The organism is Thermocatellispora tengchongensis, from assembly GCF_014202315.1.
Taxonomy (GTDB): domain Bacteria; phylum Actinomycetota; class Actinomycetes; order Streptosporangiales; family Streptosporangiaceae; genus Thermocatellispora; species Thermocatellispora tengchongensis.
On sequence record NZ_JACHGN010000014.1, the window covers coordinates 316,183 to 337,801 of the forward strand.

General features: G+C 72.7%; 20 protein-coding genes. 10 read left to right on the forward strand and 10 right to left on the reverse strand.

Features of this window, described 5'->3' with window-relative positions; translation table 11 throughout:
• Positions 1–56 precede the first annotated feature (56 nt).
• A complete protein-coding gene (locus HNP84_RS30860) occupies positions 57–650 on the forward strand; it encodes a GNAT family N-acetyltransferase (RefSeq protein WP_185053432.1) in 594 nt (197 codons plus the stop codon).
• On the opposite strand, the gene HNP84_RS30865 is transcribed toward HNP84_RS30860, so the two are convergent.
• Complete coding sequence (locus HNP84_RS30865; protein ID WP_312926070.1) at positions 625–1,221, reverse strand: TetR/AcrR family transcriptional regulator; 597 nt, start codon at positions 1,219–1,221, stop codon at positions 625–627. The two genes, HNP84_RS30860 and HNP84_RS30865, sit on opposite strands and share 26 nt — an antisense overlap.
• 58 nt (positions 1,222–1,279) lie before the next feature.
• On the opposite strand from HNP84_RS30865, the gene HNP84_RS30870 reads away from it, so the two are divergent.
• Entirely contained in the window at positions 1,280–2,422 is a 1,143-nt protein-coding gene (locus HNP84_RS30870) for an FAD-dependent monooxygenase (RefSeq protein WP_185053434.1), read from the forward strand.
• On the opposite strand, the gene HNP84_RS30875 is transcribed toward HNP84_RS30870, so the two are convergent.
• Positions 2,417–3,283, reverse strand: a complete 867-nt coding sequence (locus HNP84_RS30875) for a DMT family transporter (protein WP_185053435.1) — start codon at positions 3,281–3,283, stop codon at positions 2,417–2,419. The genes HNP84_RS30870 and HNP84_RS30875 overlap by 6 nt on opposite strands.
• A 149-nt stretch (positions 3,284–3,432) precedes the next feature.
• Complete coding sequence (locus tag HNP84_RS30880; protein ID WP_185053436.1) at positions 3,433–3,792, reverse strand: VOC family protein; 360 nt, start codon at positions 3,790–3,792, stop codon at positions 3,433–3,435.
• A 231-nt stretch (positions 3,793–4,023) separates the two neighbouring features.
• On the opposite strand from HNP84_RS30880, the gene HNP84_RS30885 reads away from it, so the two are divergent.
• Together HNP84_RS30885 and secA2 are read left to right on the forward strand one after the other, a co-directional pair.
• On the forward strand, positions 4,024–4,887 hold the full coding sequence (locus tag HNP84_RS30885; RefSeq protein WP_185053437.1) for a DMT family transporter: 864 nt from the start codon (positions 4,024–4,026) through the stop codon (positions 4,885–4,887).
• 79 nt (positions 4,888–4,966) lie between these two features.
• Complete coding sequence (secA2, locus tag HNP84_RS30890; protein ID WP_185053438.1) at positions 4,967–7,201, forward strand: accessory Sec system translocase SecA2; 2,235 nt, start codon at positions 4,967–4,969, stop codon at positions 7,199–7,201.
• Positions 7,202–7,262: 61 nt separating this feature from the next.
• On the opposite strand, the gene HNP84_RS30895 is transcribed toward secA2, so the two are convergent.
• Together HNP84_RS30895 and HNP84_RS56820 are read right to left on the reverse strand one after the other, a co-directional pair.
• Positions 7,263–8,348 (reverse strand): STM4014 family protein, encoded by a 1,086-nt coding sequence (locus tag HNP84_RS30895; RefSeq protein WP_185053439.1) that lies wholly within the window; start codon positions 8,346–8,348, stop codon positions 7,263–7,265.
• On the reverse strand, positions 8,345–8,548 hold the full coding sequence (locus HNP84_RS56820) for a hypothetical protein (RefSeq protein WP_376771985.1): 204 nt from the start codon (positions 8,546–8,548) through the stop codon (positions 8,345–8,347). Before HNP84_RS56820 ends, HNP84_RS30895 begins: the two co-directional genes overlap by 4 nt.
• A gap of 170 nt (positions 8,549–8,718) precedes the next feature.
• On the opposite strand from HNP84_RS56820, the gene HNP84_RS30905 reads away from it, so the two are divergent.
• Positions 8,719–9,639 carry an aminoglycoside phosphotransferase family protein gene (locus HNP84_RS30905; protein ID WP_185053440.1) on the forward strand — a complete coding sequence of 307 codons (921 nt, stop codon included), beginning with the start codon at positions 8,719–8,721 and terminating at the stop codon, positions 9,637–9,639.
• Between the two features lie 43 nt (positions 9,640–9,682).
• Here HNP84_RS30905 and HNP84_RS30910 read toward each other — a convergent pair whose 3' ends face one another.
• Positions 9,683–10,657 carry a helix-turn-helix transcriptional regulator gene (locus HNP84_RS30910; protein WP_185053441.1) on the reverse strand — a complete coding sequence of 325 codons (975 nt, stop codon included), beginning with the start codon at positions 10,655–10,657 and terminating at the stop codon, positions 9,683–9,685.
• A gap of 123 nt (positions 10,658–10,780) precedes the next feature.
• Here HNP84_RS30910 and HNP84_RS30915 point away from each other — a divergent pair, with 123 nt between their 5' ends.
• Positions 10,781–11,176: a RidA family protein gene (locus HNP84_RS30915; protein ID WP_185053493.1), complete on the forward strand. Its 396-nt coding sequence runs from the start codon at positions 10,781–10,783 to the stop codon at positions 11,174–11,176.
• Positions 11,177–11,250: 74 nt separating this feature from the next.
• On the opposite strand, the gene HNP84_RS30920 is transcribed toward HNP84_RS30915, so the two are convergent.
• Positions 11,251–11,688 carry an Rrf2 family transcriptional regulator gene (locus tag HNP84_RS30920; RefSeq protein WP_185053442.1) on the reverse strand — a complete coding sequence of 146 codons (438 nt, stop codon included), beginning with the start codon at positions 11,686–11,688 and terminating at the stop codon, positions 11,251–11,253.
• Between the two features lie 82 nt (positions 11,689–11,770).
• On the opposite strand from HNP84_RS30920, the gene HNP84_RS30925 reads away from it, so the two are divergent.
• The gene (locus HNP84_RS30925; protein WP_185053443.1) at positions 11,771–12,634 is read left to right on the forward strand and encodes an NAD(P)H-binding protein; all 864 of its coding nucleotides are present in this window, start codon (positions 11,771–11,773) and stop codon (positions 12,632–12,634) included.
• Positions 12,631–13,905 carry a multidrug effflux MFS transporter gene (locus tag HNP84_RS30930; RefSeq protein WP_185053444.1) on the forward strand — a complete coding sequence of 425 codons (1,275 nt, stop codon included), beginning with the start codon at positions 12,631–12,633 and terminating at the stop codon, positions 13,903–13,905. Before HNP84_RS30925 ends, HNP84_RS30930 begins: the two co-directional genes overlap by 4 nt.
• Here HNP84_RS30930 and HNP84_RS30935 read toward each other — a convergent pair.
• The 3 genes from HNP84_RS30935 to HNP84_RS30945 all read right to left on the reverse strand — a co-directional run bounded on the left by HNP84_RS30935 (position 13,842) and on the right by HNP84_RS30945 (position 16,675).
• A complete protein-coding gene (locus HNP84_RS30935; protein ID WP_185053445.1) occupies positions 13,842–14,102 on the reverse strand; it encodes a hypothetical protein in 261 nt (86 codons plus the stop codon). The genes HNP84_RS30930 and HNP84_RS30935 overlap by 64 nt on opposite strands.
• A gap of 95 nt (positions 14,103–14,197) precedes the next feature.
• Positions 14,198–15,739, reverse strand: a complete 1,542-nt coding sequence (locus HNP84_RS30940) for a sugar ABC transporter ATP-binding protein (RefSeq protein ID WP_185053446.1) — start codon at positions 15,737–15,739, stop codon at positions 14,198–14,200.
• Between the two features lie 129 nt (positions 15,740–15,868).
• On the reverse strand, positions 15,869–16,675 hold the full coding sequence (locus HNP84_RS30945) for a DeoR/GlpR family DNA-binding transcription regulator (protein ID WP_312926071.1): 807 nt from the start codon (positions 16,673–16,675) through the stop codon (positions 15,869–15,871).
• 246 nt (positions 16,676–16,921) lie between these two features.
• Between HNP84_RS30945 and HNP84_RS30950 the strand changes: the two genes are divergently transcribed.
• Positions 16,922–19,519, forward strand: coding sequence for a PA14 domain-containing protein (locus HNP84_RS30950; RefSeq protein WP_185053447.1), 2,598 nt, complete (start codon positions 16,922–16,924; stop codon positions 19,517–19,519).
• 100 nt (positions 19,520–19,619) lie between these two features.
• Entirely contained in the window at positions 19,620–20,681 is a 1,062-nt protein-coding gene (locus HNP84_RS30955; RefSeq protein ID WP_185053448.1) for an ABC transporter substrate-binding protein, read from the forward strand.
• The last annotated feature ends 938 nt before the right edge of the window (positions 20,682–21,619 follow it).

The following is a 21,619-nucleotide window of genomic DNA, read 5'->3' on the forward strand; positions in this document are numbered from 1 at the left end:
TCCCCGGGCCAAGTGGCTCTCATCCGCGCGGGCGCGGCTCGCGTACGGTCGGGGGCGTGACCGCCACCATGCCCTCACCCGTCGTGCTCGACGGCGAGTCCGTCCGCCTCGAACCGCTCACCCTGGCCCACGTGCCCGACCTGTTCCTGGCCGGCGGAGGCGACGACGAGGTGTGGCGGTGGCTGCCGCGCGAGACGCCGCGCACCGAGCGCGAGCTGCGCGAGATCGCGGCGTACCTGATCCACGACCGGGGGCACGTGCCGTTCGCGGTGGTGCTGAAGGAGACGGGCCGGGCCATCGGCTGGACGACGTACGCCGACACGCCCGGTTTCGACCAGAGCGTCGAGATCGGCTGGACCTGGTACGGCCGGGCGGTCTGGCGCACCGCGGTCAACACCGAGTGCAAGGTGCTGCTGATCGACCACGCCTTCGACAAGCTCGGCTACAACCGGGTGCTGCTCAAGACCGATGCCCTGAACACCCGCTCCCAGGCGGCCATCCGCCGCATCGGCGGCGTCCACGAGGGCACCCTGCGCCGCCACCGCCGCCGCCCCGACGGCACCTGGCGCGACACGGTCTACTTCGGAATCCTGGACGACGAGTGGCCGGCCCACCGCGAGCGGCTCACCTCGCCGCTCCCCCGCCCCTGAGCATGCCGTCGAGCAGGTCGCGCAGGCCGGCCTGCAACTCGGCCTGCGTGGGCGTGGCGCCCGCGCCCGCGATGGCGTCGAAGATCAGGCCCTCCGCGTACGCGACGAGCTGGCGGCCGTGGCGCACCGGATCGGGCGAGCCCGCGGCGGCGAGCATGTGCTCGGCCGGGCCGCGGAACCGGGCGCCCGCCCGGTCGTAGATCACCCGCAGTTCCGGCCGCCGGTTGGCCTCCAGCGCCAGCTCGTATCGGGCCAGGGTGCGCACGCGCCCGTCGGTGAGCTGCGTGTGCAGCAGGCGGCCGATCATGTCGGCCATGACCCGGATCGGGTCGGCCCCCTCGGTCTCCTGCGCGGGCACGAGTGTCAGCGCGTACGCCGCCTCCTCCAGCTCGGTGAGCCGGGCCAGCGTCGTCTCCAGCAGGGCCGCCCGGGTACGGGCGAGGTTGGAGGTGGAGCCCGCGGGCAGCCCTGCCGCCTCGTCCACCGCCCGGTGGGTCAGCCCGCGCATGCCCCGCTCGGCGAGCAGGGTGATGGCCGTGTCCGCGATGAGCGTCGCCCGGGGTGAGATCACGCCTCGCATACTACATGTGTAGTATGCGAACTACAGATGTAGTGACGAGGAGGCGGCCATGGGGCACGCGGTGGTCATCGGAGGCGGGATCGGCGGGCTGACCGCGGCGGTCGCGCTGCGGCGGCGGGGCTGGACGGTGACGGTGTGCGAGCGCGCGCCCTCGCTGGACCCGGTGGGCTCCGGCCTGGCCGTGGCGGCGAACGCGCTCAAGGCGCTCGACGAGATCGGCGCCGGCGAGGCCGTGCGCAAGCTGTCGGCGATCCGGGGCGACGGCGGCATCCGGCGGGCCGACGGCCGCTGGCTGAGCCGTACCAGCGAGGCCGCCGCGGCGGCGCGCTACGGCGGCGACTCGGTGGTGCTCCTGCTCCGCGCCACCCTGGTGAACCTGCTGGCCGAGCGCCTGGACGGCGCGGAGCTGCTGCTCGGTACCGCGGCCGAGCTGGTGGACGCCGAGACCGGCGCGGTCAGGGTCGGCGACCGCGAGATTCAGGCCGACCTGGTCGTGGCCGTCGACGGGATCAGGTCGGCGGTGCGGCGGGCGTTGTTCCCGGCGCATCCGGCCCCCGAGTACGCCGGGGTGACGGCGTGGCGGTTCGTCGCCCCGCGCCCCGACGTGCCGTTCGGCACGACCGAGTCATGGGGCGCCGGCCTGGTGTTCGGGGTGATGCCGCTGGTGGACGACCTGGTGTACTGCTACGCCACCGACGCCGTCCCCGAGGGCGGCGCCGCGCCCGGCGGCGACGAGAAGGCCGAGCTGGCCCGGCTGTTCGGCGGCTGGCACGCGCCGATCCCGCAGGCCATCGCCCTGGCCGACCCGGCCACGGTGATGCGGCACGACATCTACTCGCTCAACGAGCCGCTGCCCACCCTCCACCGCGGCAGGGTCGCCCTCCTCGGCGACGCCGCGCACGCCATGACGCCCAACCTGGGCCAGGGCGCGTGCCAGGCCATCGAGGACGCCGTGGTGCTCGCGGGCCTCGCCGATCGGCCGGGCGGGCTCGCCGCCTACACCGCGGCCCGGCTGCCGCGCACGACGGCGATCGTGCGCCGCTCGCGCAGGATCTGCCGCTTGACCCGGATGCGCAACCCGCTGGCCGTACGGCTGCGCGACTCGGTCATGGCGCTGGGCAACAGGTACGGCGGCCAGGCGATGCTGCGCCAGATGGACGACGTGCTGGGCTGGCGCCCGCCGCGGCTATGAGTTGACCGGGACCGGCTTGGGCGCGGGCGCGGGCGCGTGGTGGGAGCTGTCGGGGGCCAGCCGGCCCAGCGTGATCGTGCCCGCGATGAGCAGGCCCGCCGCCACCAGCGCGGGCAGGACGGCCGCCGAGCCGCTGGGCAGGGGCTCACCGAGCAGCACCGCTCCGGCGATGACCGAGGTCACCGGATCGACGACCTGGACCCCGGCGTAGGCGATGCCGAAGTAGCCCACGGCGTACGAGCGCTGGAGCAGGATGATCGCGCACACGAGCAGCAGCGGGATCGCCAGCGTGAACCAGTGCACCAGCTTGCCGAAGTCGCCGCCGAAGCCCCCGCCGACCACGCGCACGAAGATCGACACCGATGCCGTGACCGCGCCCGCGCCGATGGACAGCACCAGCGCCTTGACCGGCCCCGAGGTGCGCCGCGCGACCAGGTCGCCCACGAGCGCGATCACGCCCACGCAGGCCAGGAACGCGATCGCCCCCTCGTTGCTCATGTGCGGCACGGTCACCTCGTGGGGGACCAGCGCCATCAGGCCGATCAGCCCGGCCGCGACCGCGATCGAGCCGATGATCTCGGCCCGGTGCGGCTTGCGGCCGTACATCATGGCGGCCAGCGGCACCGCGAACACCAGCGTGGCCACGCTGACCGGCTGCACCGCCACCAGCGGCGCCACGCTCAGCGCCACCGCGTGCAGGCACGCCCCCGCGAAGCCGATCACGCCGCCGACCCACCACCGGCGCCGCTTGACGAGCTTGAGCGTGGCGCCGTCGCGCACCGCCTCGTACTGCTGCAACGCCGCGCCGAGCGCGTATCCCAGGGCCCCCACCAGGGCGATGGTCACCCCGACCCAGATCATCGCCGCCCTCCGCGGCGATCGGCGGGGTGGTCACTGGCGGTACGCAGCGCGAGCACGCGGGGCGGCGGCGGGGTGAGCATTGCCCCAGTTTAGGGACTATCCCCGCCGCGCAATCCCCTCTTCCGGAATTGAGGCGCCGGGGACGCCCGTCAGGAGCGCTCCGGGCAGACGCAGAACAGGTGTCCCTCCGGGTCGGCCAGCACCACCCAGCCGTCGCCGGGCTGGAACTCCGGCTTGGTGGCACCGAGTTCCAGGTACTCCGCGACCGCCTTGTCCACGTCCGGAACGCGGAAGTCGAGGTGGAACTGCTTGTCCGGGCCGGGCCAGGACCCCGGCCGGCGATCGGGAACGCGCTGGAAGTAGATGGCGGTGGTGCCGTCGCCGATGCCGGCGTACTCCTTCTCGGCGTAGTCCACGTTGAATCCGGTGATCGCCGCGTAGAACTCGGCGAGCTTCACGGGCTCGGCGCAGTCGATGGTCACGGCGAGGAGCTTGGCCTTCGTTGTCATGCGGCCCATCGTGCCGCCCATACCTGTCAACTCATGTCAGGTACGGATACGCGATGGCGGACGCGGCCCGGACCCGGCTAGGCTGCGGGACGTGCCGCACTACATCGTCTCTCCCCCGGCCGCCCGCTAGCGGGCGGTTTCTCCGACTAAAGCCGGATCTGGGTGATTCGGTGGGTGGTCGCCGCCCGCAGACGGGCCAACCTGACGACCCATCCCACCGGAGAGACCTTCATGACGCACGTCTCCGTGCGGCGCGGCCTGCTGTACGTCTCGCTCGCCGCCACCGCCTGGGGCACCGGCGGCGCCGCCGCCGCGCTCCTGTACCGGATCGGCGACCTCGGCCCGGTCGCCGTCTCCTTCTGGCGCCTCGCCCTCGGGGCCGCCCTCCTCGCCGCCGTGCACCGGCCCCGCCCGGCCGCGAACGTCCGCCACCTCCTCACCACCGGGGTGGGCATGGCGGTCTACCAGACGGCCTACTTCGCCGCCGTCGCCGAGTCCGGGCTCGCCGTCGCCACCGTGGTCACCCTCGGCGCCACGCCCGTCCTCGTCGCCGCCGGCGCCCGCGTCCGGCTGGGCGAGCGGCCGGGCGCGTACGGGACGGCCGGCCTCGCCGCCGCCCTGGCCGGACTGCTCCTGCTCACCCGCGACGACGGCTCCGGCGCGTTCTCGGCCGCGGGCCTGGCCTGGTCCCTGCTCTCGGCCGCGGGCTACGCGGGCGTCACCATGGCCAACCGCGCCGTGCGCGACGACCCGTACGGCAACGCGCTCGGCGGCATGGCGGTCGGGTCGGCCTGCCTGCTCCCCTTCGCGCTCGCCGAAGGCGCGTTCCCGGTGGCCGTGGACTCCTGGCCCGCGGTGCTGGCGCTACTGGCGTACCTCGGGGCGGTGCCGACGGCGCTGGCGTACGGGCTGTTCTTCGCCGGGCTGACGGCCGTGCGCGCCACCACCGCGTCCGTGGTCGTCCTGGTGGAGCCGGTGGGCGCGGCCCTGATCGGCGTGCTGGTGCTGGGAGAGCGCATGACGCCGCTGTCCTGGGCCGGCGCCGCGCTGCTCGTACTCGCCGCGGCCCTGCCCGCACTCTCCGAACGCCGCTGACCTCCCGGACGGACCGGACGAACCGGCATACTGAAACCCTTCGGGGAACGTGGCCCTCGAACGGCCCGTTGGAGGGTGTGTGGCGTCGCTATCACAACTGATCAAGCGTTTTCTCGACCGTCCCGGCTCGGTCGACCTCGCGCCCTTCGAGCGGGTGGTCGCCGAGGCCGGGCGGCGCGAGGAGCGGGTCAAGGCACTGGACGAGCTCCCCAAGCCGTCCATGGACGATCTCGCCGAGTTCTGCGCCATCGCGCGCGAGGCGGCCCGGCGCACGATCGGGCTGCGGCCGTACGACGTGCAGCTCGTCGGCACGCTCGCGCTGCTGGCGGGCAACGTCGCCGAGATGGCGACCGGCGAGGGCAAGACCCTGTCGGGCGCGCTGGCGGCGGCCGGGTACGCGCTGCAGGGCAAGCGGGTGCACGTGATCTCGGTCAACGACTACCTGGCGCGCCGCGACGCCGAGTGGATGGGCCCGCTGTACGCCGCCCTCGGCGTCGGCGTGGGCTGGATCGGCCAGGTCTCCACTCCGGAGGAGCGGCGGGCGGCGTACCAGAAGGACGTCACGTACGGGTCGGTGAGCGAGATCGGCTTCGACGTGCTGCGCGACCGCCTGGTCACCGACCCGGCCGACCTGGTGGTCCCCGAGCCGCACGTGGCGCTGATCGACGAGGCCGACTCGGTGCTGGTGGACGAGGCCCGCGTCCCGCTGGTCCTGGCCGGCGCGACCGACCCCGGCGACGCGGTGCCCGCGGCGGCGGCCCTGGTGCGCCGGCTGGTGCGCGGCTATCACTACGAGATCGACGAGCAGGGCCGCAACGTCTACCTGACCGCCCGGGGCACCGACACCGTGGAGCAGGCGCTCGGCGGCGGCAACCTGTACGACGCGCCGCACACGGTGAGCGAGATCAACCTGGCCCTGCACGCCCACGCCCTGCTGACCAAGGACGTCGACTACATCGTCCGCGACGGCAGGGTCCAGCTCATCAACCACTCGCGGGGCAGGGTCGCGCTCCTGCAGCGCTGGCCCGACGGCCTCCAGGCGGCCGTGGAGGCCAAGGAGGCCCTGCCCGCCAGCGAGACCGGCGAGATCCTGGACTCGATCACCATCCAGGGCCTGATCACCCGCTACCCCGAGAAGTGCGGCATGACCGGCACGGCGGTGGCGGTCGGCGAACAGCTCCGCGAGTTCTACGACCTCAAGGTCGCGGTCATCCCGCCGAACAAACCCTGCGTGCGCGTGGACGAGCCCGACGTCCTGTACGCCACCGTGACCGACCGCGACGCGGCCCTCGTCGCCAAGATCACCGAGATCCACAAGACCGGCCGTCCCGTCCTGATCGGCACCCTCGACGTCGCCGAGTCCGAACGCCTCGCCCTCAACCTCCAGGGCCGCGGCCTGGAGTGCGTCGTGCTGAACGCCAAGAACGACGCCGAGGAGGCCGAGATCATCGCCCGCGCCGGCGAGCGCGGCAGGATCACCGTCTCCACCCAGATGGCCGGCCGCGGCACCGACATCAAGCTCGGCGAGGGCGTCGCCGAGCTGGGCGGCCTGTACGTCATCGGCTCGGGCCGCCACGCCAGCAGCCGCCTGGACGACCAGTTGCGCGGCCGGGCCGGCCGTCAGGGCGACCCCGGCGGCTCGGTCTTCTACGTCAGCCTGGAAGACGACCTCATCTCCCGCTTCGCCCCCGACGAGCACCTGCCGTCGGCCGACCGCGACGGCGTCGTACGCAACCGCCGCGGCCCCCAGATCGTCGGCCACGCCCAGCGCGTCGCCGAGGGCGCCAACCTGGAGATCCACCGCAACACCTGGCGCTACACCCGACTCCTGGAGCACCAGCGCTCCCTGGTCCTGGAACGCCGCGACAAGGTCCTCCACGGCGACGTGGCCGCCGACGCCTTCGCCGCCGCCGACCCCGGCCGCTGGAAGACCCTCGTGGAGGAGGTGGGCGAGCCGGTGGCCAGAGAAGCCGCCCGCCAGATCGTCCTCTACCAGATCGACCACCACTGGACCGCCCACGTGGCCTTCCTCTCCGACCTGAGAGAAGGGATCCACCTGAGAGTCCTGGGCAGAATGAACCCCCTGGACGAGTTCCACCGGGAGTCGGTGACGGCCTACCGCAGTCTCATGGAGTCGATAGAGACCGCCTCACTGGAAATGTGGCGGCAGGCCACGATAACGAAGGACGGCCTGGACCACGAGGCCACGGGCACCAGACGCCCCACCGCCACGTGGACGTACATGGTGCAGGAGAACCCCTTCGGCACCGCCCTGGACCGAATCCTCAGCCGCCTGAAGAAGACCCTCCAGTAAGGGCGGGCCCGAATCCCGCCGCCGTTGTCCGGCGTCACCGGCGGCGGATCGCGCGTGGCGTTCAGGTCGCGCATGCCCGCGCCAGCTCCCGTACCTGCGCGGCGTACGTGTCCAGGCCCTCGGCGCCGCCGCCCGGGAACCCGGTCAGGCCGGGGAGCAGGTCGCCGAACGCGTTCACCTCGGCCACCGCGAAGTCGCGCAGGCCGGTGCCGACCATCAGGTCCACCCCGGCGCACGGGCTGCCCGGGAAGCAGGCCGCCGCCTCCGCGCACACCTCCAGCGCCCGCTCCCAACCACGAGGGCCGAGCGCGGCGACGACCTGGGCGAGGTCACCGCGCCGCCCGCCGAGGTGCAGGTTGGTCATCGGGGCGCGGGACATCCGCACGACGGCGTGCGTGGGCCGCCCGGCCACCACGACGACCCGCAGGTCGGCGGGGCCACCGCCGAAGGACATCTTGGGGAACCACTGCTCGACGTGCAGGCCGTCGGGGGCGAGCGCGTCCACGATCGCGGCCACCTGCCGCTCGTCGGTGTAACGGCGCACCCGCAGTGAGTTGAGCAACCCGTCGGGGGTGACCGCCACCGAGGTGGTGGCCACGATCCGGTCGCCCCCGGTCTGCAGCGCGATCACCCCGGCGGCGGAGGAGCCGTGCCGGGGCTTGACGAACACCCGCCGCCAGCCCGCCTCGGCCATCGATTCGCGCAGGTCCCGGTAGCCGGTGACCGGCCGGGGCAGCGCGGGCGGCACCGGCACGCCGGCGGCGGCCAGGCGGGCGTGGCAGCGGGTCTTGTCGAACATGACCGCGATCTCGCCGGTGTCGCCGTACACCACCGCTCCGGGCGTACGCTCGACGGCCCGGCGCACCCGCTCCAGGGCTTCGGTGAGGCGCCGGTACCACAGCGCGCTGCCGGCGGTTCTGGCCGGGTCGCCCGGACCGCGCAGCAGCGCGTCGGCCTCGGCGTCCTCGCCCGGCGAGTCGATCCGCACCACCGCGCCCGGCCGGAGCCGCGGCTCGCCGCCCGCCAGCACCTCCGTCCACGGCACCACCTGCGGCGTGCCCAGCCCCGCTGCCTGCGCAGCGGCGGTGAAGAGGGTGACGCGGCGGTCGCCGGGGGTGCCGACCACGGCGAGGCGGCCCGGCGTCATTCGCCGACCACGACGAACGGACGGTCGTCGTCCTTCCTGCCCGACAGCTCGACCCCGGCGCCCGGCAACGCCGCCCGGACCCGCTCCGCCATCTTCTCGCTCGGATAGTGGTGGTGCAGGTCGAGGCGGCACCCCGCTCCGATCCACACCTCCGGGTACTCCAGCGCCGGGAACTCGCCGAAGAGATTCCGGTAATCCACGGCAGGCTCCGATCCATGGGTGGGCAGGCGATATGTCGCGGTACTTCTACCAGAGAGGACCGACGAATCGCGGGCGAACCAGGCGAACCCCGCCCGCCCCCCGATCCGGCCGGAGGCGGCCCCCGCAGTCCGGCCACGGCACCACACCCATCCGGCTACCGTTGCTTCGCATGACTCACACCGAGATCGAGATCAGCGCGGAGCTGGTGCGGGACCTGCTGCGTGACCAGCACCCCGACCTGGCCGATCGCCGTTTGCGGCTGGGCGCGCGCGGCTGGGACAACCAGCTCTGGCGGCTCGGTGACGACCTCGCCGTCCGGTTGCCCTGGGCGACGCGGTCTGCCGACGCGCTGCTGCGCAAGGAGCACACCTGGCTGCCCGCCCTCGCCCCGCGCCTACCGCTGCCGGTTCCCGTCCCGCAGCGCCTCGGCGAGCCCTCGCCGCGGTTTCCGCGCCCCTGGATCGTCACCACCTGGGTACCGGGCGCGCCCGCCGACCGCGCCCCCGTCACGCGCGGCGCCGAGGCGGCCGACGCCCTGGCCGCCTTCCTGACCGCTCTCCACCGGCCCGCCCCCGACCAGGCGCCCGCCGGCCGCGACCGCGGAGGGCCGCTCGCCGGCCACTCCGAGGGGTTCGCCAAGCAGCTCGCCGAGGCCACCGAGCTGGGCCTCGTCCCCGACCCGGACGCCGTCCGCGCGATCTGGGAAGACGCCGCCGCCGCCCCCGAGTGGGAAGGCCCGGCGCTGTGGATCCACGGCGATCTGCATCCGGCCAACGTCCTCACCGCGGACGGCGCCATCTGCGGTGTGATCGACTTCGGCGACCTCTGCGCCGGCGACCCGGCCTGCGACCTCGCCGCCGCGTGGATTCTGCTGCCGGACGGCGCCGCCGACCGCTTCCACGCCGCGTACCGGCCGGCCCCGGACGCCGCGACCCTGCGCCGCGCCCGCGGATGGGCGGTGGGACGCGCCCTCAGCGGCATCCTCATCGGCGAAGCCGGCCTCCGCGGCCGCCCGGGCGGCAAGGCCACGTGGGGCCCACCCGCCCACGCGTCACTGCGACGCCTCATCGCGGCCGTCACACGTCCTTGACGACGCGCCGCGCCGGCCGTGGCCCGCACCCGGGCGGCGCATGTCAGGACGGCATTCCGTAGCGGGCGGCGATGGCGGCGGCGCGGTCGCGCAGGGAGGTGCGCAACCACTCCGGGGCCAGGGCTTCCGCGTCCGTGGTGAGCTGCCACAGCGCCCATTCGGCGTGCCTCGGATCTTGGAAGGTCACCTCCAGCCGCAGCCGGCCGTCCGGGTCGGCCTCTTCGGCGCGTACGGCCAGCGCGGTGCCCACCAGTTCCTCCCGCCGCGCCGGGTCCACCCGTACCAGCACCGTGACCTGGTCGCCGCCGGTCCGGAACCGCGTGCTGCGTTCCCGCCAGGCCCGGTTCAGATCGACCCGGTCCGGTCGCTGTGCGGGTTCGGCGAGTTCCTCGGCGGCCAAGATGCGCGACAGCCGGTAGGTGCGGTCCTCGCCGGACCTCGTGGCCAGCAGGTAGCCCCGGTCGCGTACGGTGACCAGGCCGATCGGGTCCACCGTGCGCCAGGTCGGGGTCTGGTCCACGGCCGCGTAGTGGATGCGCAGCTTGTGCCCGGCGAACACCGCCCGCAGGACCTCGGCCACTATGGCGTCGGGCACCTCCTCATCGGCCAGCCGCCGCGAGAGAAGGTCGGTCTCCGGGTCGATGAGCAGTCGCTCGGCCGCGCCGGCCGCGGTGTCGCGATAGCTCTCGGGTAGCGCGTCGATCACCTTGAGCATCGCCGAGGCGAGCGCCGAGCCGAGGCCGAACGCCTGGGCGCCGCGCCGCGATCCGGCGACCAGCAGGGCGAGGGCCTCGTCGTGGTTCAGACCGGTGAGCTCGGTCCGGAAACCGGGCAACAACGCGAACCCGCCGTTCCGGCCGCGTTCGGCGTAGACCGGGACGCCGGCCGCGGACAGCGCCTCGATGTCGCGCAGCACGGTGCGGGTGGACACCTCCAGCTCGCGCGCCAGCGCGGTCGCGGACAGCCGGCCGTGCTGCCGTAGCAGCAGCACCAGCGAGACCAACCGGTCGGCGCGCATACGAAAAACGCTACCGGAATACACGACACAGGATGTCGTGATTCGCCTGCGAGGCTGATCACCACAAGGACGGCGGCTACTGAGCCGACCGGGCGTACCGAATCGAACGGAGCTGATGTGGCGATGGAGCGAACGGCGGTCAACCCGTGGGCGTGGTCGGTGGAGCTGGGGTACAACCAGGGTGAGATCGTCTCCGGGCACACCCGGACCCTGTACTGCGCCGGGCAGACCGCGATGAGCGGCGACGGCAAGCCCCAGCACGCCGACGACATGGCGGCGCAGCTGGCGCTGAGCCTGGACAACCTGGAGGCCGTGCTCGGCGAGGCCGGCATGTCCCTGGCGAACCTCGTCCGGCTCAACGTCTACACCACCGACGTCGATCGGCTCTTCGAGCACTACGGCGTGCTGGCGTCGCGGCTGGGCGCCGCCGGTGTGGCGCCGTCCACCACGATGCTCGGGGTGACGCGGCTGGCGATCCCCACCCTGATGGTCGAGCTTGAGGGGACCGCCGTCGCGTGACGCGGCCTCGCCGCCTCCGGCAGGGCCGCCGGGGGCGGCACGAGCGGCCACCGGCGAACTCGCCCGTGGCCGGCTCACGCCCTTGACCGTGAGATCACCTTTCCCGCCAGGACGTCGTGCACGGTGAACCGGCTGAGCTCGTCCGCGACGGCGTCCGCGACGGCGCGGTCGAGGACGGCCAGCGACTCCTGCACGCCGCGGCCGACCTCGCACGACGGGTTGGGACCATGCAGCCCGAGCACCGGGTCCTCCCCCTGGAGCAGCCGCCAGACCTCGGCGAGCGTGATGTCGCCGGCGGGGACGGCCAGCTCCCACCCGCCGTGCACGCCGGGACGCGACCGCAGCAGCCCGGCCGCCCGCAGCGGGCCGAGCACCCGGCGTACGTGCACGGGGTTGACATTCGTGCTCGCCGACAGCTCATCGGAGCTGACGGGACGCTCACCGGCCACGCCCGCGAGGTACGTCAGCACGTGCACGGCGACCGCGAACCTGGTGTTGGTCGATCGGGCCATGACGCCATCTTGTCATATCGCAACCATCACAGCTACAGTTCTGGGCGCAACCGCAATCTTTATGGTTACGAATAGGACGAAGATGACCGTCGCCATCACCGGAGCCTCCGGCCCGCTGGGCCGCAGCACCGCCGACCACCTGCTTCGACTCGCCGGCCCGACCGAGGTCGTGCTCGCCACCCGGCGCCCGGACGCGCTCGCCGACCTCGCCGCACGCGGCGCCGGCGTACGGCGAGTCGACTTCACCGAACCGGGCACGTTCGCCACCGCGTTCGCGGGCGTCGACCGGCTGCTGATCATCTCCACCGACGCCATCGGCGCCCGCCTCGACCAGCACCGCGCCGCCATCGAGGGCGCGGCCGCGGCCGGTGTCCGGCACATCGTCTACACCTCCGTCCCGGAACCGGTGCCCGCCAACCCCGCACTGGTCGTCGCCGACCACGCCGGCACCGAACAGGCGCTGTACGACAGCGGCCTGACGTGGACGGTGCTCCGCAACAACCTGTACGCGCACATGCAGATCCCCGTCATCGAACAGGCGATCACGTCCGGACGCCTCGTGACCAACGGCGGAGACGGCGCCACCGCCTACGTGACCCGCGAGGACTGCGCCGCGGTGGCGGCGGCGGTGCTGACCCAGGACGGGCACGAGGACCGCGTGTACGACGTCACCGGCCCGGAGGCGCTCACCGCCGCCGACCTCGCGGCACTCGCCGGAGAGGTCGGCGGTCGCCCCGTCGAGCCGGTCGCCCTCGACGACGACGCCATGGCGGCGGGCCTGCGGGCCGCCGGGGCGCCGGAGGAGGCGGCGGAACTGGTGGTGTCGTTCGGCGCGGCGACGCGCCTCGGCTTCCTCGCGCACGTCAGCTCGACGGTCGCCGACCTCACCGGACGTCCGGCCACGCCCTTGGCGGACCTCCTCCGGACCGTGCTGCCGGCGCGATGACGGCTGACGGCCGCACCCGGGACAGGTCCCCGGCACTGCTGCTCGGGGCCCTCGTCGCACTCGCACCGCTGTCCATCGACGCCTACCTGCCCGCTCTGCCCCGGCTCGCCGGCGACCTGGACGCCGCCCCGTCGGCGGTCCAGCTCACCGTGACCGCGTGCCTGGTCGGGCTGGCCTGCGGTCAGCTACTGGCCGGGCCGCTCAGCGACGCGTGGGGCAGGCGGCGTCCGCTGCTGATCGGGCTCGGCGTCCACACGGTGGCGGGCCTGCTCTGCGCCGTCGCGCCGGACGCGGCGAGCCTGGTCGTGTTCCGGGCGCTGCAGGGCATGGGCGGCGCCTTCGGGCTGGTCATCGCCTACGCGTGCGTCCGCGACCGCTACACCGGGACGGCGGCGGCCCGCGTCTTCTCGTCGCTGATGCTCGTGAGCGGGCTCGCTCCGGTGCTCGCACCGCTCGCGGGCGCCCAGGTGCTGCGCTTCGGGGACTGGCGCACCGTGTTCCTCGGGCTCGCGCTACTTTCCGGCGTGACTCTCGCCGGATGCGCCGTCGCGCTGCCCGAGAGCCTTCCTCCCGAGCGGCGCCGCAGAGCGGCGGGGGTGGCGTACCCCGCCCTGCTTCGGGACCGGGCGCTGCTCGGGTACGCGCTCGCCAACGCGCTGGTGTTCGGGGCGATGTTCGTCTACATCGCCGGTTCGCCGTTCGTGCTCCAGCAGATCCACGGCCTGTCCCCGCAGCAGTACGGCGTGGTCTTCGCCGTCAACGCGTTCGGGCTCGTCGCCGCGACCCACGTCAACGGCAGGCTGGTACGCCGCTTCCACCCGCGGAAGCTGCTCGGCGCGGGGGTCGCCGGCTCGGCGGCGGGCGGGGCCGCGCTCCTCGTGGTCGTGCTCGCCGACGCGGGCCTGTGGCCGCTGCTGACGGCTCTGCTCATCGTGGTCACGAGCGTGGGCCTGGTGCTGCCGAACGCGCCGGCCCTCGCCCTGCACGACCACGGCGCGCACGCCGGGGCCGCCGCGGCGTTGCTCGGCTTCGCCCAGTTCTTCGTCGGCGGCCTGGCCGCCCCGCTCGCCGGGGCCGACGGCGCCGGCAGCGCGCTGCCCATGGCCGTGGCCGTCGCCGTGCTCGGGCTCGCGGCGGCCCTCACCTTCCTCATGCTTCGCCGACGGAGAACCGGTCCCAGCCGCACCCGCAGGCTGACGAGCGACGATCAGGAGGTCCAGGAGATGCCGTGGCGGCGCAGCCACTCGATGTCCAGGGGGCTGGGCTCCTGACGCTTCGGCGTGGCGGCCTTGCGTACGCCGCCCTTGCCGCCGAAGTGGGCGAGCAGGTCGTTGCCGGGCTCCAGGACCACCTTGGCGAACTGGGGTTCCCAGCGGATGATCAGGCGCCGCCCGCACTCGGGGCAGTACCACTCCTCGCCGCCCGTGGCCGCAGCGTCCACCATGATCATCACGTGTGTTCCGCTCATCTGGCACCCCCTCGCCTCGGGCCCGCCTCTTGGCGCGGGGGTACCCAAGTTGGACGCACGTATGTGGTCAAAGTGGCGATATATCCGTCACCTGGTCACGGGGCGGGCTGCGGGGTGGCCGCCATGGCGGCCATGATGCCCTCCTCCGTGACCTCGGGGCCGACCAGTTCGCCGGTGATCGCGCCGTCGTGCAGGACCACCACGCGGTCGCAGTTCTCCACCAGCTCGGAGATGTCGGAGGAGATGAGCAGGACGGCCAGGCCGTCCACCGCCAGGTCGTCGATGAGCGACTGCATCTCGCCCTTGGCGGCCACGTCCACGCCCCGGGTGGGCTCGTCCAGCAGCAGGATCTTGGGGTTCATGGCCAGCCAGCGGGCCAGCAGGACCTTCTGCTGGTTGCCGCCGGACAACTCGGCGACCGGCTGGCGGGGCGAGACGGCCTTGATGCCGAGCCGGCGCATGAAGGTGGCCACGACGCGGTCCACCCTGGCGTCGGAGACGATGCCGGCGCGCGACAGGCGGGGCAGGGCGGCCAGGGCGATGTTGTCGCGGATCGACAGGCCGGGCACGATGCCCTCGGTGGTCCGGTTCTCCGGGACCAGGCCCACGCCGGCCCGGATCGCGCCCTTGATCGACCACTTGCGCAGCGGCGCTCCGGCGACGATGACCTGACCGGCGTCCACCGGCATCGCGCCGGCGATGGCGCGGGCGGTCTCGCTGCGGCCGGCGCCGAGCAGGCCGCCGAGGCCCAGGACCTCGCCCTGGCGGATGGCGATGGACACGCCGGAGAGCACGTGCCGCCGGGTGAGGCCGGTGGCCTCCAGGATCGGCAGGTCGGCGGGGACGTCCGCGGGGCCGGCGGGCTCGGGGGCGGGCTCGTCGGCGCGGGGGTGGTAGGGGCGGCCGACCATGAGCGAGACGAGGCGCACCCGGTCCAGGCCGGGCAGCGGGCCGGTGTGCACCACCTTGCCGTCGCGGAGCACGGTGACCCGGTCGCAGATGCGGTAGATCTCCTCCAGCCGGTGGCTGACGTAGATCACCGAGCGGCCCTCGCCGCGCAGCCGGTCGATCGCGCCGAACAGGACGTCCATCTCGGCGGGTTCGAGCGAGGACGTCGGCTCGTCCATGATCACGACCCGGGCGTCGGCGGAGGCGGCGCGCGCCAGGGCGACCATCTGCTGCGCCCCCGCCCCGAGCGAGCCGAGCGGACGGCGTACGTCCACCTCCATCCCGTACGCGGCCAGGATCTCGGCCGCGCGGGCGTGCATGCGGGCGAAGTCGATCAGCCCGAACCGGGTACGCGGCTCGCGGCCGAGGAACAGGTTCCGCGCCACGCTCATCAGCGGCACCAGGTTGCTCTCCTGGTGGATGGTCGCGATCCCCGCCCGCCTGGCCTCGCCCGGGGAGGCGAAGCCGCGGCGCCGCTCGCCGAGGTAGCGCAACTCGCCGCCGTCGGGCTGGTGCACCCCGGACAGCAGCTTGACCAGGGTGGACTTGCCGGCGCCGTTGCCGCCGACAAGGGCGTGCACCTCGCCCGCGGCCAGGGTGAAGGAGACGTGGTCCAGCGCGCGCACGCCCTGGAAGCTCTTGAGTATGCCTGCGGCTTGGAGAACCGTGCTGCCCGTCGTCACAAGCATCCTCCCGTACCGACCTTCCTAGGCGAGAGGAGACGCCTCGATGAGATGATGGTGATCCCGCTAGGAAACAATCCCGTAACAGAACAGGCGTGATCCTGTCACAGGTGATCGGAAATCGTCACTCTCCGGTCAGGGCCTGGCCACGTGGAGGTGAACGCCGCGGGCGGCGAGGTCGTCCAGCACGTCGCGGGGGGCGCCGTCGTCGGTGACCAGGTGGTCGATGCGGTCGCTGGGCACCGTCTGCACCATCGTGTCAATGCCGATCTTGGTGTGGTCGGCGAGCACCACGACCTCCTCGGCGGCGGCGGCCAGGGCGCGATCGACGCTGGCGACCTGCATGTTGGGCGTGGACAGGCCGCGCTCGGCGGTCAGGCCGTTGCCGCTGATGAACGCGCGGCGCACGCGCAGGCCGGCCAGGGAGTGCTCGGCGGCGCTGCCCACCAGGGCGTGGATGCTGCCGCGCAGGGTGCCGCCGGTGAGCACCACCTCGACCCGGGCCGCGCCCGCGAGGGCCTGGGCGACGAGCAGGGAGTTGGTCACCACGGCCAGCTCGGTGTTGCGGCTGAGCCTGCGGGCGAACTCCTGGGTGGTGGTGCCGGGGCCGACCACGATCGCGTCGCCGTCCTCGACCAGCGAGGCGGCGAGGTCGGCGATGGCGAGCTTCTCGGCCGAGGCGACCTGGGCCTTCTGCGTGTACGTGGGCTCGCGGGACAGCTCGCCGGGCAGGGTCGCGCCGCCGTGGTGCCGGTTGAGCAGGCCCTCGGCCTCCAGCGCGCGCAGGTCGCGGCGTACGGTCACCTCGGAGGAGCGCACGGCCTGGGCCAGCTCGCGCAGCGAGACCGCGCCGTTGGCCCGGACCAGCTCGATGATGCGCTGGCGGCGCTCGGCGGCGAACACGGGCCGACGGCCGTCACCCGGTGCCTGTGTGTCGCCCACGATCTCTCACCCTGTCATCCGCGATCGGGCAGGTGCCGGCCAGGAAACACCCTGGCCGATTCCGATCATAGTGTGACCGGGCAGTGCCCGCGAGCCACCATGCAAAGGCGCTTCACAGGCCCGGTCGTGACCGTTTGCGAACGAATCCGATCGGATCTCTTGACTGTTTCGGTTCCCGGATGCTTCTTTTGGTGCTGCAGACGTCCAGATTTGTTCACTTCTGCACGAGGAACGAGGATCCACTGGATGACGGCGACACGACGCACCCCCCGAACCCCCCTGTTACTCCTGCTCGGCCTGCTGCTCGGCCTGGCGCACACCGTCGTCGGGACGACGGCCGCGCGGGCCGATGAGCCGGTCGCCGACAAGCACGGCCTGCGTGGCGACTACTACCTGCAGTCGCGGGCCGGGGCCTTCGACTTCGCCGAACTCAAGGCGACGGTGGTCGATCCGAACATCGAGATGGCCGATCTCAACCCGGTCTTCCAGACCCTGACCGGACGCTCCGACGACGTCTCGGTGCGGTGGACCGGCCGGATCGAGCCCAAGCTCACGCAGACCTACACGTTCTCCATGGTCGGCGACAACGGCTACCGGCTCTGGGTGAACAACCAGTTGATCATCGACCACTGGGTGGACGACTGGGACATCGAGCAGGTCGGCACGCCAATCGCCCTCGAAGCCGGCAAGAAGTACGACTTCAAGATCGAGTACTTCGAGCACTTCGGCGGCGCGAACCTGCGCCTGCGCTGGCAGGCCCCCGGCCTGGAGAAGCAGATCGTCCCGGCCGAGGCGTTCTACCTGCCCGAGGGCTTCGACCCGCCCGGCCCCGAGTCGGCCGCGGTGGACGAGTCGGGCCAGACCGTGACCCTGGACTTCGCCGAGGACCTGGCGCCGCTGCCGCAGAACGCGCACCAGCACCTGGTGACCACGGTGTCCGGCACGGCGTACCCGGCGACCTCGGCCGCGCTCAAGGACGGCGACCCCTCCGTGGTGCTGCTCAAGCTCACCTACCCCGTCCCGATGCAGGCCGGCAACACCGTACGCACGGCGTACGACGGGCAGGGCGGCATCACCACGGCCGCCGGCGCCCCGCTTGAGGAGTACAAGCAGGTGGGGGTGGCCAACGGCTCGCGCTACACCCTCCACACCCCGTGGACCGACGACGTGGACGCGCGCAACCCGCTGCCCGAGTACCCGCGCCCGCAGCTCCGCCGCGACGACTGGCGCAGCCTCAACGGCACCTGGCAGTTCGCCGGCGCGGCCCAGGGCGAGGCGCCGCCGTTCGGCAAGGACCTCGCCGAGAAGATCGTGGTGCCCTTCCCGGTGGAGTCGCTGCTGTCCGGCGTGCAGCGGCACGAGGAGCGCATGTTCTACCGCCGCACCTTCAAGGTGCCGGGCGACTGGAAGGGCGACCGGCTGCTGCTGCACCTGGACGCGGTGGACTGGGAGGCCACGGTCTACGTCAACGGCAAGCAGGTCGGCACCCACAAGGGCGGCTACGACCGCTTCACCGTGGACGTGACCGACGTGCTCAAGCCGCGCGGCGAGCAGGAGCTCATCGTCGCCGTGTACGACCCGACCGACCGCGGCCGCCAGCCGATCGGCAAGCAGCGGCTCAACCCCAGCGGCATCTGGTACACCACGGTCTCCGGCATCTGGCAGTCGGTGTGGATGGAGCCGGTGGCGCAGACCCGGGTCGACTCGCTCAAGCTCACCCCCGACGTGCCCGGCAGCGCGCTGAAGGTCACCGTCAACGGCAGCGCCGGCAACGACACCGTCGCGGTCGTCACCGCCCGCGCCGGCAAGCGCGTGATCGGCACGGTCACCGGCAAGGTCGGCGCCGAGCTCACCCTGCCGATCCGCAACCCGCGCCTGTGGTCCCCCGAGGACCCCTACCTGTACGACCTGCGCGTCCAGCTCAAGCGCGGGCACAAGACGGTCGATGAGGTGGACAGCTACTTCGGCATGCGCTCGGTGGGCGTCGGCCAGGTGAACGGCACCACCCGGCTGCTGCTCAACGGCAAGGACGTCTTCCACATGGGCCCGCTCGACCAGGGCTTCTGGCCCGACGGCATCTACACGGCCCCGACCGACAAGGCGCTGAAGTACGACCTGGACCAGACCAAGAAGCTCGGCTTCAACATGGTCCGCAAGCACGTCAAGGTCGAGCCCGACCGCTGGTACTACTGGGCGGACAAGCTGGGCCTGCTCGTCTGGCAGGACATGCCGTCGATGTTCGGCAACCTGACCGCGGCCGACAAGGCCCAGTTCGAGGCCGAGATGCACGAGATGGTGCAGCAGCACATCAGCAGCCCGTCGGTGGTCATGTGGGTCACCCTCAACGAGGGCTGGGGCCAGTACGACCAGGCGCGCCTCGCCGACCAGGTCAAGAGCTGGGACCCGTCCCGCCTGGTGAACAACATGAGCGGCGTGAACTGCTGCGGCGCGGTGGACGGCGGCAACGGCGACGTCGTGGACGTGCACAACTACCCCGGCCCCGGCACCCCGCGCGAGCCGAGCGCCACCCGCGCCTCGGTCATCGGCGAGTACGGCGGCCTGGGCATGCCGGTCATCGGCCACACCTGGTCCGGCGGCGGCTGGGGCTACGCCACCGAGCCCGACCCGGCGGCCCTCACCGACCGGTACGTCCAGATGAGCCAGGAGCTGGACCGCCTGCGCTCGTGCAGCGGGCTCAGCGCGGCCGTCTACACCCAGACGACGGACGTGGAGACCGAGCTCAACGGGCTCATGACCTACGACCGGGCGGTCACCAAGCCGGACGTCCAGCGCGTGCACGACGCCAACAAGGCCGTGACCGACGCCACCCCGGCCGCCTGCTGACCAACGCACTACGCCCTGTTCGCCCCGTGGGGGAGCGGCCTCGGGGCCGCCGCTCCCCCACGCACCCCCTGAACCTGTACGTTCTTCTGGAGGAAGGCCCATGAAGCTCAAAGTCGTCCTGCTCGCCACGCTGCTCGTGGCGGCGGCCGGGTGCGCCAGAGGCGAGGAGACGACCGCGGCGCCCGCGGCGTCCAGCACCCAGGGGCAGCAGGTGGTGGCCACGCCGACCGGCGCGAGCACCGGCCCCACCTGCACCCTGGAGCAGTTCGGCGGCACCAAGTTCGACCTGAAGACGGCCGTGGTCGGCTTCTCGCAGTCGGAGAAGGAGGCCAACCCGTTCCGGATCGCCGAGACCCAGTCGATCAAGGACGAGGCGGCCAAGCTGGGGATCGAGAACCTGCGGGTCACCAACGCGCAGTCGCAGTTCTCCAAGCAGATCACCGACGTGCAGCAGCTCATCGCCCAGGGCGCGCAGCTCCTGGTGATCGCGCCGCTGAACTCCGACGGCTGGGAGCCGGTGCTGCAGCAGGCCGCGGCCAAGAAGATCCCGATCATCACCGTGGACCGCAAGATCAACGCCAAGCCGTGCAGCGACTACCTGACCTTCATCGGCTCGGACTTCTACCAGCAGGGCCAGCGCGCCGCCGACCAGATGATCAAGGCCCTGGGCGGCAAGGGCAAGGTAGCGATCCTGCTCGGCGCCCCGGGCAACAACGTGACCACCGAGCGCACCAACGGCTTCAAGGACCGGATCAAGGAGAAGGGGACCGGCATCGAGATCTCCTTCGAGCAGACCGGCGAGTTCGCCCGCGAGAAGGGCCAGCAGGTCACCGAGCAGCTCATCCAGTCCAACCCCGACATCAACGGCATCTACGCCGAGAACGACGAGATGGCCCTGGGCGCGGTGACCGCCCTGAAGGGCGCGGGCAAGGAACCCGGCGAAATCAAGATCGTCTCCGTGGACGGAACCAAGAGCGCGGTCCAGGGCATCGTGGACGGCTGGCTCTACTCGGTGATCGAGTCCAACCCCAGGTTCGGCCCGCTGGCCTTCGAGACCGCCCAGAAGTTCCTCAACGGCGAGCCGATCCCGGACAAGGTCATCATCAGTGACCGCGAGTACGACACCACGAACGCCGCAAGCAGCCTCTCCGAGGCGTACTGACCCCATGCGGGCCCGCGCCACCCCCACCCGGCGCGGCCCGCACACCCCCGCCCGGCCACGATGACCTGCCACCCCAGGCCGGCCTCCCCGAGGAGGCCCCCCGGACGCAGGGCCCGCCCGGACATCCGGCGATCTCCCCACCATCGGCCGACCGGGTGGTGGCGGCTTGGGTGGGATCGCGTCCGGACTGCGACGGAAGCAAAGCGACCGAAGTGACGAGGAAAGACAGGCCCCTCCAATGCGCCCCACCCCGCCCGTGCCAAGCACGGGCCACGGCCCCAGCCCGGGTCATATCCGACGGAGGAGGACCCAGCCCGGACGCGGGCGCCCCTCCCTCCACCGCGCAAGCAGGGCTGTGGCGGCTCGGGCGCGGGTCGTGCGGACCAAGGAACGCGGGGAGCGAAGCGACCAGAGCGACGAGAGAAGACACGCCCCCGCAGAGCGCCCAAACCGACCCGTGCAAAGCACGGACCACGGGCACAGCGGTGGGCACAGCCCGGGCCACGGACACAGCGGTGGGCACGGCGCAGGCCACGGACACAGCGGTGGGCACAGCGCAGGCCACGGACACAGCCCGGGCCACGGGCACAGCCCGGGCCAGCGCGGGTCGTGTCCGACGGAGGAGGACTCACCCCGGACGCGGGCGATCCTTCCTCCTTTGCGCCAGGTGGGTTGTGGTGGCTTGGGCGCGGGTCGTGTCTGGAGGAGGAGCGCAGGGAGCGAAGCGACCGGAGCGACGAGGGAAGACGCGACCCTGCAGAGCGCCCAAGCCCGCCCGTGCGGAGCACGGGCCATAAGCACGGCCCAAGCCCGCCCGTGCGAAGCACGGGCCATAAACACAGCCCAAGCCCGCCCGTGCGAAGCACGGGCCATAAACACAGCCCAAGCCCGCCCGTGCGAAGCACGGGCCATAAACACAGCCCAAGCCCGCCCGTGCG